Source organism: Brevundimonas sp. UBA7838 (genome assembly GCF_002500885.1).
Lineage (GTDB): Bacteria > Pseudomonadota > Alphaproteobacteria > Caulobacterales > Caulobacteraceae > Brevundimonas > Brevundimonas vesicularis_C.
On record NZ_DLTK01000140.1, the window covers coordinates 1 to 9,894 of the forward strand.

Sequence of the window (9,894 nt, forward strand, 5' to 3'; positions counted from 1 at the left end):
TGATGTCGCGGGCGATCAGGTCCAAGGCCACGGCCTGGAAGTCCTCGTGCGCGCGCTGGCGGTTCTGTTGCAGGGCCGCCTCGTGCCAGCGCGGTCCGAACTCGCCGCCGCCGCGCGTATTGGCGATGACGTAAACGCCGCCCCGCTCCAGCCACAGCTTGCCGACCGTCGCCGAATAGCCGGGCAGCAGCGAGCTTTCAAACCCGCCGTAGCCGTACAGCAGCGTGGGGTTGGAGCCATCCAGCGGCATGTCCGCCTTATGCACCACGAAATAGGGGATCATGGTCCCGTCGGCCGAACGGGCCTCGTGCTGATCGACCGTCATGCCGGCGGCGTCGAACTTGGCCGGCATCGACTTGACCTGATCGACCGCGCCGGTCGCCGCATCGGCCAGCCACAGGCTGGACGGGTTCAGATAGCCGGTGACGCTGACGAAGACCTTGTCGTCCTTCTCCGAGGCGGAGCCGACGCCGACCGAGACGTTCTGGGGCAGGTCCAGCGTCGTGTGCGCCCATTCGCCCTGACCGGGGGTGTAGACCCGCACCGAGCCGCGCACATTGTCGTACAGGGCGACGACCAGCCGGTTGCGCGTGACGTTGACACCCTCGATGGCCTGACGCTCGGTCGGGCGCAGGACCAGCTGAGCCGGGGCCGCTTGGTCGGCCAGCCAGGCCTCCAGCGGCCAGGCGATCAGGTCGCCGGTCTTGAAATCCTGACCCGACGGCGCGGTCCAGTCCTGTTTCAGCGACACCAGAAGCTGACCCTGGACCAGGCCGGTGATGTCGGACTTGGCCGGCAGCTGAAGCTGAGTCAGGGCGCCGTCGTCACCCAGCCGCCAGGTCTCGGACGAATAGAAGTCCACCGAACGGTTGATCAACGTCGCCTTCACCACCCCGTCGGCGTCGCGCAGCGTATAGCCGGACACCGACACGTCGGTTGGCTGGCCGGTGAACAGGGTCTCGGCCTGATCGGGCGTCTGGCCGCGCTTCATCCGCTTGACCACCATCGGATAGCCCGAGTTGGTCAGGGTGCCGGGACCAAAGTCGCGCGAGATCAGCAGGGTGTCCTTGTCGATCCAGGATGCGCCGCCCTTGGATTCCGGCAGGGTGATGCCGCCGTCGACGAACTTGCGCTCGACCGTGTCGAACTCGCGCAGGGTCACGGCGTCCTTGCCGCCGTTCGACAGGCTGATCAGGCAGTAGCGCTCTTCAGGCTGAAGGCAGGTCGAGCCCTTGTAGACCCAGTTCTGGCCCTCGGCCGCCGCCAGGGCGTCGATGTCGAGGATGGTCCGCCACTCGGGCGTGGCGGTGCGATAGCTGTCCAGCGTCGTGCGGCGCCATAGTCCGCGCACATGTTGGGCGTCCTGCCAGAAGTTGTCGATATGGCCGTCGTGGGTGAAGCCGGGCGAGGGGATGCGGTCCTGGGCCTGGACGATCTCCAGCGCCTGCTGGTGCAGGGTTTCATAGCGGGGATCGCCCTGCAGGACGGCGAAGATGCGTTCGTTGTGGGCCTTGACCCACTCCATCGCCCGCTCGCCCTCGACCTCTTCGAGCCACAGATAGGGGTCCGTCGCGTCGCTGGTCGCGAATCCGCCAGATGCGGGGGCGGGTGAGGAGGCTGGGGTCTGGGCCATGGATACCGAGGTCAGGCTGGTGGAGGCGAGAAGCGTCGCAAGCGCGACGGCGGAAGCACGGATCATGGACAGGTCCCCGAAAACGAAGCCGGCACCTTAACGACGCCTTCCCGTGCGGCAAGCCGTGCGACCTTACCGTTTTGTCACACCGGCGGGACGCGCCGCCTCATCCCTCGTCGGGAATGCAAAGCAGGTTGCCGCACGCCTTGCAGTGGACGGCGTCGGGGTCGTGGTTCTGCAGGCCGCAGCGGTCGCACGGAAAATGCACCTTGTGCGGTCGGATCAGGGCCTGCGCCAGGCGCAGGAACAGGGTGATGCCGACCAGCATGACCGCGATGGACAACAACCGCCCCCACGGCCCCGGCAGGGTGACGTCGCCAAATCCGGTCGTCGTCAGAGTGGCCACTGTGAAATACAGCGCATCCACATAGCCGGCGATGCCGTCATGCCCCCTGAAGGTCGCATAGACGAAGCCGGTCGCCACGAAGACGAAGGTAATCAGATTGGCCAGGGCGCGGGCGATCCCTTCAACCCGCGTATCGTCGAACCGCGCCCCCACGGTGCGCCAGAAGAAGTCCGAGTTCAGCAGGGTCCACAGCCGCAACATCCGCAGGAAGCCGAGATTGAACAGCCAGGCCGGAAACAGCAGGGTCGCCAGCACGAACAGGTCGACCCAGACGATCGGCCGCTTCAGCCAATCCTTGATGTTCGCATAGGCATAGGCCCGCGCGGCCAGATCCAGAGCCAGAATGGCGGCGATGAAATAGTCCAGCGCATAGAAGGCCCAGCCCATGTTCTTCAGGATGGGCGCCGCCAGGAAAAAGCCGATGATCGCCAGGTCGATCACGATGACGGTCAACCGGAACTTCACCGCCGCCGGTTGGCTGCCATGATACAGGTACCGCAGCCGGGCGCGCAGTCGCAGGCCGTTGTCCTTGGGATCGGTTTCGGTCTGGGACACGCTGGTTTCCGCGACGCTGGGTTGGGCCTATATGGCCTGCATGACCCGTCCTTTCGTCAAGATGAACGGCGCCGGCAATGACTTCGTCGTCGTCAATGCGCTGGAACAGCCGTTCGCTCCCAGCGAGGACCAGATTCGTGCGCTGGGCGACCGCCAGACTGGCGAGGGCTTCGATCAGTTGATCGCCATTGAACCGTCAGACACGGCCGACGCCTTCATGCGGGTCTGGAACGCTGATGGATCGATGGTGGAGGCCTGCGGCAACGCCTTGCGCTGCGTCGGCTGGCTGTTGATGCAGGCGGACGGATCGGACCGCGTCGTCATCGACACGGCGGGCGGCCCGACCACCGCCACCCGCGCCGGCGACCACCGCGTGACCGTAGACATGGGCAAGCCTCGCCTGACTTGGGACCAGGTGCCGCTGGCCGAGGAGATGGATACCCGAGGGATCGAGCTTCAGGTCGGGCCGATCGACGCGCCGCTCCTGCATACGCCCGGCGCCGTCTCCATGGGCAATCCTCATGTGGTCTTCTTCACCGACCGCCAGGACGACGGCTTCGTCATCGGATCCGGCTCGCTGATCGAGCATCACCCGCTGTTCCCGCAAGGGGTCAATGTCGGCTTCGCAAACGTTCTGGATCGGGACCACATCCGCCTGCGGGTTTGGGAGCGGGGGGCCGGCCTGACTAAGGCCTGCGGCACGGGCGCCTGCGCCGCCCTGGTCGCCACCGCGCGGCGCGGCCTGACCGAACGCAAGGCGACGGTCGTCGTCGATGGCGGCGAACTGGTCATCGACTGGGATGCGGAAACCGATCACGTCCTGATGACCGGGCCGGTGGAGATCGAGCGGACGGGCGTGCTGGCGATCTGAGACGGCGATTGCGGAAATCCGCACGAGAGCCGACGCCGCCATCACCTTTTCCGCACAGCGTCGGCGTCGGTGATGCGTCCGACGCCCTTGGCGTCCAGAGACGGCGGCACGCGGCGTGCGCGGTTGTCCCGCCACGCCCGGAGCATTAGGAACATAGCGAGACGATAAAATCGACGTGCCCGGAAACGCCCAAATCATGCCCGATCAGACCGAAAAGCAAACCTTCTCCGACGACGAAGCGCTGGACTTCCACCGCATCCCGACGCCGGGCAAGATTTCCATGGCGCCGACCAAGCCGATGGCGACCCAGCGCGACCTGTCGCTGGCCTATTCGCCGGGCGTGGCCGTGCCGGTCCTGGCCATCGCCGCCGATGCGGACAAGGCCTACGACTACACCTCAAAGGGCAATCTGGTCGCCGTCATCTCGAACGGCACCGCGATCCTGGGCCTGGGCAACCTGGGTCACATGGCCTCTAAGCCGGTCATGGAGGGCAAGTCCGTCCTGTTCAAACGGTTCGCCGACGTCGACAGCTTCGACGTCGAGGTGAAGACCACCGATCCGGACGAGTTCATCACCGTCGTCAAGAACATCGGCGACACCTGGGGCGGCATCAATCTGGAGGACATCAAGTCCCCCGAATGCTTCGTCATCGAAAGCGAGCTTCAGGATCTGCTGGACATCCCCGTCTTCCATGACGACCAGCACGGCACCGCCATCATCTCGACCGCCGGCCTGATCAACGCTGTTCATATCGCCGGCAAGAAGCTGGACGAGATCAAGGTCGTGCTGGCCGGCGCCGGGGCGGCGGGCCTGTCCTCGATCGCCCTGATGAAGGCCGCGGGCGTCAAGGCCGAGAACACCGTGATCTGCGACCGCGACGGCGTCGTCTACAAGGGGCGCGACCACGGCATGGATCAGTGGAAGGCCGCCCACGCCACCGACACGCCCCTGCGCACCCTGGCCGAGGCCATGGTCGGCGCCGATGTGGTGCTGGGCCTGTCCGCCAAGGGCGCGATCACCAAGGAGATGGTCGCGTCGATGGCGCCCAATCCGATCATCTTCGCCATGGCCAACCCCGACCCCGAGATCACGCCCGAGGACGTCAAGTCGGTGCGTTCGGACGCCATCATCGCCACGGGCCGCTCGGACTATGTGAACCAGGTCAACAACGTCCTGGCCTTCCCCTATCTGTTCCGAGGCGCGCTGGATGTGCGCGCACGGCGCGTGAACCACGAGATGAAGATCGCCTGCGCCCAGGCCCTGGCCGCCCTGGCGCGCGAAGACGTGCCGGACGAGGTCGCCGCCGCCTATCGCGGACGCAAGCTGAAGTTCGGCCCGGACTACATCATCCCGACGCCCTTCGATCCGCGCCTGATCTGGTACATACCGCCCTTCATCGCCCAGGCGGCGATGGACACCGGCGTGGCCCGCGTCCAGATCGAGGACATGGACGCCTATCGCCACGCGCTGCGTTCGCGCGTCGATCCGTCCGCCGCCCTGATGCAGAAGATCAGCTCGGCCGTGCGCGGCGGGCCGAACAAGCGCGTCGTGTTCGCCGAGGGCGAAGAACCCGCCGTCATCCGCGCCGCCTGGGGCTTCAAACAGGCCGACCTGGGCACGCCGATCCTGGTCGGCCGCGAGGATCTGATCCGTCAGAACGCCGCCGAGGCCGGTCTGAACTTCGACGAACTGGGCATCGAGATCACCAACGCCCGCGTCTCCGGCCACAATGTCGAGGACACCGACTGGCTGTACGAAAAGCTGCAGCGCCGGGGCTATCTGCGCCGCGACGTCCAGCGGATGATCAACCAGGACCGCAACTATTTCGCCGCCACCCTGGTCGCCAAGGGCCGGGCCGACGCCATGGTCGCGGGCGTGACCCGCAACTTCAACATGGCGCTGAAGGAGGTCCAGCGCGTGCTGGACGTGGACGACACCCTGATCGGCCTGTCGATCCTGCTGGCCAAGGGCCGCACCCTGTTCGTCGCCGACACCACCATTCATGAACTGCCCAACGCCGAGGAGTTGGCCGACATCGCCGTCAAGGCGGCCGATACGGTAAGGAAGCTGGGTCGCAATCCGCGCGTGGCCTTCCTGTCCTATTCCACCTTCGGCAACCCGCCCGGCGACCGCGCCGAGAAGGTGCGCGAGGCGATCCGCATCCTGGACAAGAAGGGCGTCGATTTTGAATACGAAGGCGAAATGCCGCCGGAAGTCGCGCTGGATCCCAAGGGGCATTCGGCCTACGCCTTCAACCGCCTGACCAAGCCGGCCAACGTCCTGGTCATGCCCGCCATTCATTCGGCCGCCATCTCGACCAAGCTGGTTCAGGCCCTGGGCGGCGCGACCGTGATCGGACCGTTGCTGGTCGGTCTGGAGAAGCCGGTGCAGATCGTCAGCTTGGGCGCCTCGGTCAGCGAGATCATCACCGCCGCTACCTTCGCCGCCTATGACGCCGGTCCCGCCTTCCAGGGCTCGGGCCTGACCTCGGCGCCGCGTCCCCCCGCGGCCGTGGTCGAGCGTTGAGCGAACCCTCGCCCTTTCCCCCCGCCGCGCCGCCGCCCCGGCGGGTGGAGCCGGGCCTCTATCTGGTCGCCACCCCGATCGGCAACCTGCGCGACATGACGCTGAGGGCGCTGGACGTGCTGGCCGCCGCCGACCTGGTGCTGGCCGAGGACACCCGCGTCACCGCCAAACTGCTGAGCGCCTATGGGCTGAAGGCCAGGCTGGAACGCTGCGACGATCATGCGTCCGGCCGCGCCGCCGAACAGGCGATCGAACGGTTGCGTGAGGGACAGGTGGTGGCCTTGGTGTCAGACGCCGGCACGCCTCTGGTCAGCGACCCCGGCTTCGTCGTCGCCCGCGCGGTGATCGCCGAAGGACTGCCCGTCCATCCGATCCCCGGCGCCTCAAGTCTGTTGGCCGCCCTGTGCATCGCTGGCCTGCCGGCCGACCGGGTGCTGTTCGCCGGCTTCCTGCCGCCCAAGACGGCCGGCCGCACCGCCGCGCTGGAAGGCTTGAAGAGCCAGCGCCAGACGCTGGTCTTCTTCGAAAGCGGGCCGCGCCTGAAGGACAGTTTGACCGATATGGCCGCCGTGCTGGGTCCGCGCCCGGCCGCCGTCGCCCGCGAGCTGACCAAACTCTATGAAGAGTGCGTGCGCGGGCCGCTGGACGAATTGGCCGTCGATCCGCGCCTGGACAGTCCCAAGGGCGAGATCGTCGTGGTGGTCGGCCCCGGCGAAGCGGTCCAGGCAACCGAAGCCGACGCGGACGCCGCCCTGATCGACGCGCTCCGGACCCTGTCCACCGGCGACGCTGCCTCCGAGGTGGCGAAGGCCCTGGGGCTGAACCGAAAGACCCTGTATCGCCGGGCGCTGGAGCTGAAGGGCAAGTGAAGCGCCTGTCTCGTCCCGCGCCGGTCCGTCGCCCCAAGGCGGCGTGGCGTCAGGCGAAGGGCGGGGCGGCATTCAAGTCCGGTCATGCCGCCGAATGGATCGCAGCCTTCTGGCTGATCCTGCGCGGCTATCGCGTTCTCGGGTTCCGTCTGAAGAGCCGGGCCGGCGAGATCGATCTGCTGGTCTGTCGCGGTCGGGTGCTGGCGGTGGTCGAGGTCAAGCGCCGCGCGACGATGGAGGCGGCCCTCCTGGCGCTGAAGCCGGTCCAATACGATCGACTGGTCGCAGCGGGCGAGGCAATCCGACGCAATCGGCCGGGTCTGCAACGTCTGGATTTGAGAATTGATATGGTGGCGCTGGCTCCTTGGCGCGTTCCACGTCATCTTCGCGGCGTCGAGAGGCGCTGACGAGGGGATCGCATGACGCGCGAGGAGGCCGAGGCCGTCCTGACCGCCGCCGGTCAGGCCGAAGACGACGCCTTCCCCCTGCTGGAGGCGGCGATCGCCTGCGCCATCCATGACCATCCGTTGCGTGATCCCGAGCCTGTGCGCGCCCTGGCCCGCAACGCCTGCGAGCGGCTGAAGGAGCGGATCGGCGGCGAAGGTCCCGACGAGGCCCTGGCCGAAACCCTGTGCGCCGACCTGCGGCTGAACGGCGACCTGATCCATTACGACCATCCCGACAACACCGACATCATCGCAGTCGCCGAGCGGCGGCGCGGCCTGTCCGCCGTGCTGGCGGTCTTCTATCTGCACGCGGCGCGCGCGGCCGGCATCACGGCGGCCGGCGTCGATTTTCCCGGCCATTTCATGGTTCGCGTCGAGACGCCGGAAGGTCCCGTCGCCCTGGATCCGTTCAGCCAGGGGCGGCTGATCCTGCCCAGCGAACTGACGCGACGCGCGCTTCGCGCCGGTCTGATGCCGCACGTCGCGGATCGGCTGGATCTTCTGATGGCGCCGGTGACGGATCGTCAGTCGCTGATCCGGCTGCAGAACGTGCTGTTCAGCCGCGCCATTCGCGGTCGGGATTATGAGGGCGCCGAGCGGTCGGCCCTGCGTCGCGCCCTGCTGGATCCCGAGGACCACCGACCCTGGCTCGACGTGGCCTCGGCGCGCGAGAAACAGGGCGCGCTTGCCGGCTCGCTGCAAGCCTTGGCGCGCGCTCAGGGTCTGGACGGCGTCGAGGAGGCGCGGCGGTTCACGACCTTCGAACGCGTGCGGATGCAGTTGAACTAGACGACAGCCTCGCCGCGCAACAGCCGGGGCAAGTCGCCTGTCGCGCCGCCCGCCTCCTGCATGAAGGCGCGGCGCAGAGGGCCGATGCGGTTGACCGCCGCCATGCCCAAATCGCGCGCCAGACGCACCGGCGCGATGTCGTTCGAGAACAGGCGTACGAAGGCGTCGAAACCTGCCGCCAGGGCCGCATTGTCGAACCGGCGCCACCGCGCATAGCGCTCCAGAACGGTTTCCGACCCCATGTCCTCGCCCAGGCGCGCGGCCTCGGCCAGGACCTCGGCCAGAGCCGCCGCGTCCTTCAGCCCCATGTTCAGACCCTGACCGGCGACCGGATGCACGCCGTGCGCGGCGTCACCGATCAAGGCGATGCGCGGCGCGACCAGTTTCTCCGCCAGGCTGAGCGACAGCGGATAGACGAAGCGCGGGCCCTCGATCGTCACCCCATCCAGAAACTCTCCGAACCGTCGCATCAGATGGGCGTGGAAGGCGTCGTCCGAGGCGTCGCGCAGCGCCTCGCCCCGTCGCTCCGTCTCGGTCCAGACCAGGCTGGCGCGCTGATCGGTCAGGGGCAGGATGGCGAAGGGGCCGCTGGGCAGGAAATATTCGTGCGCGACATTGCCGTGGTCGCGACCCAGCCGCACCGTGGCCACCACGCCGCTCTGGCCATAGCCCCAGCCGACGGTCTCGATCCCTGCCGCGCGGCGCACGGCCGAGCCTCGCCCCTCTGCGCCGACGACCAGGGGCGCGATCAGGGTCGATCCATCGGCCAGGGTCACGGTCGCCTTGCCCGCATCTGTCTCGACGCTGGCGACAGAGGCCGGGGCTCGCACCGCGATCCCCGCGCGCGTCACCGCCTCGGCCAGAGCCGCGCGGATGCGGCGGTTCTCGACCATATAGCCCAGCGGCTCGCCGCCGGTGCGGCCGCCGATCTCATCGGCGTCGAAGCGCAGGAAGGCGGGCGAGGCCGATCGGCTGGCCGCGCCCGGCCGACGCCCGTCGGTCACCAGAATATGGTCCATCCGACAGGCGTGGGGACGAAGGCTTTCGCCCAGGCCCAGCGCGTCCAGCATGCGGAAGGTCGAAAAGGCGACGGCCGTCGACCGTCCGTCGAAGGTCGGCGCCAACTGGTCGCTGAAAGGCTGCGGATCGATCATCACGACCTTCAACTGCGCTTGCGCCGCCGCCAGGGCGAAGGCCGCCCCGGTCAGCCCCGCGCCGGCGATGACGATGTCGTAGCGTTCGGTATCAGCCATGGAAGGCTTGTCGCGCCGTCGCGGCCAAAGGTCCAGAGGACGGTTTGTCCATCGCCAAGGCCAAGCTGGTAAACAGCCCCTTAACCCTGTGAGTGCGACAACGGCTACCGAACGTCAGCCGCCGGAAGGTTCGACCCTTCATGTCCACCGCCCTCGTAATCGGCCGTCAGGCCTGGATCAGCGCCCGCATCCTGTGGGACGCACCCTTCGTGGTGCGGTTCAGGGGGGTCTTGCAGGCCCTGCTGGCGACCCTGCTGCTGGTCGCCCTGGTGTCGTGGAATCCGGCGGACGCCAGTCTGAATGCCGCTTCCAGCCTGCCGACGACCAACTGGCTTGGGACGAACGGGGCCCTGTTCGCCGACCTGTTCATGCAATCGCTGGGCCTTGCGGCCTGGCCCGCCGCCCTGCTGCTGGTCGCCTTCGGCCTGGCGCGCGCGGTCGGTGATGCGATCCAGCAAAGGCTCAAGCCCACGCCGTTGAAAGCCCTGGCCGCGACCGGCGGGACGCTGCTGCTGTCCAGCGCGCTCGCCGCCCTGGCCGCGCCC

Annotated in this window: 9 protein-coding genes; 6 read left to right on the top strand and 3 right to left on the bottom strand. The window is 67.7% G+C overall.

Annotated features, from left to right (window positions below; genetic code table 11):
- Together B3T77_RS15040 and B3T77_RS15045 are read right to left on the bottom strand one after the other, a co-directional pair.
- Positions 1 to 1,699: prolyl oligopeptidase family serine peptidase (locus B3T77_RS15040; RefSeq protein ID WP_292080624.1), on the bottom strand; the 1,699-nt coding region annotated here is incomplete at its 3' end.
- Between the two features lie 100 nt (positions 1,700 to 1,799).
- Complete coding sequence (locus B3T77_RS15045; protein ID WP_292080626.1) at positions 1,800 to 2,594, bottom strand: potassium channel family protein; 795 nt, start codon at positions 2,592 to 2,594, stop codon at positions 1,800 to 1,802.
- 40 nt (positions 2,595 to 2,634) lie between these two features.
- Between B3T77_RS15045 and dapF the strand changes: the two genes are divergently transcribed.
- The 5 genes from dapF to B3T77_RS15070 all read left to right on the top strand — a co-directional run bounded on the left by dapF (position 2,635) and on the right by B3T77_RS15070 (position 8,096).
- Positions 2,635 to 3,465, top strand: a complete 831-nt coding sequence (gene dapF, locus B3T77_RS15050) for a diaminopimelate epimerase (RefSeq protein WP_292080639.1) — start codon at positions 2,635 to 2,637, stop codon at positions 3,463 to 3,465.
- Between the two features lie 196 nt (positions 3,466 to 3,661).
- The gene (locus tag B3T77_RS15055; protein ID WP_292080628.1) at positions 3,662 to 5,992 is read left to right on the top strand and encodes an NADP-dependent malic enzyme; all 2,331 of its coding nucleotides are present in this window, start codon (positions 3,662 to 3,664) and stop codon (positions 5,990 to 5,992) included.
- Positions 5,989 to 6,861, top strand: coding sequence for a 16S rRNA (cytidine(1402)-2'-O)-methyltransferase (rsmI, locus tag B3T77_RS15060; protein WP_292080630.1), 873 nt, complete (start codon positions 5,989 to 5,991; stop codon positions 6,859 to 6,861). The genes B3T77_RS15055 and rsmI overlap by 4 nt, the downstream gene beginning before the upstream one ends.
- A 5-nt stretch (positions 6,862 to 6,866) precedes the next feature.
- Positions 6,867 to 7,268 carry a YraN family protein gene (locus B3T77_RS15065; RefSeq protein ID WP_292080642.1) on the top strand — a complete coding sequence of 134 codons (402 nt, stop codon included), beginning with the start codon at positions 6,867 to 6,869 and terminating at the stop codon, positions 7,266 to 7,268.
- Between the two features lie 12 nt (positions 7,269 to 7,280).
- Entirely contained in the window at positions 7,281 to 8,096 is an 816-nt protein-coding gene (locus B3T77_RS15070; protein ID WP_039246771.1) for a SirB1 family protein, read from the top strand.
- On the opposite strand, the gene B3T77_RS15075 is transcribed toward B3T77_RS15070, so the two are convergent.
- The gene (locus B3T77_RS15075) at positions 8,093 to 9,349 is read right to left on the bottom strand and encodes a UbiH/UbiF/VisC/COQ6 family ubiquinone biosynthesis hydroxylase (RefSeq protein WP_292080635.1); all 1,257 of its coding nucleotides are present in this window, start codon (positions 9,347 to 9,349) and stop codon (positions 8,093 to 8,095) included. The genes B3T77_RS15070 and B3T77_RS15075 overlap by 4 nt on opposite strands.
- Positions 9,350 to 9,489: 140 nt before the next feature.
- Between B3T77_RS15075 and B3T77_RS15080 the strand changes: the two genes are divergently transcribed.
- A partial coding sequence (locus B3T77_RS15080) for a DNA translocase FtsK 4TM domain-containing protein (protein ID WP_292080638.1) occupies positions 9,490 to 9,894 on the top strand: 405 nt, incomplete at its 3' end.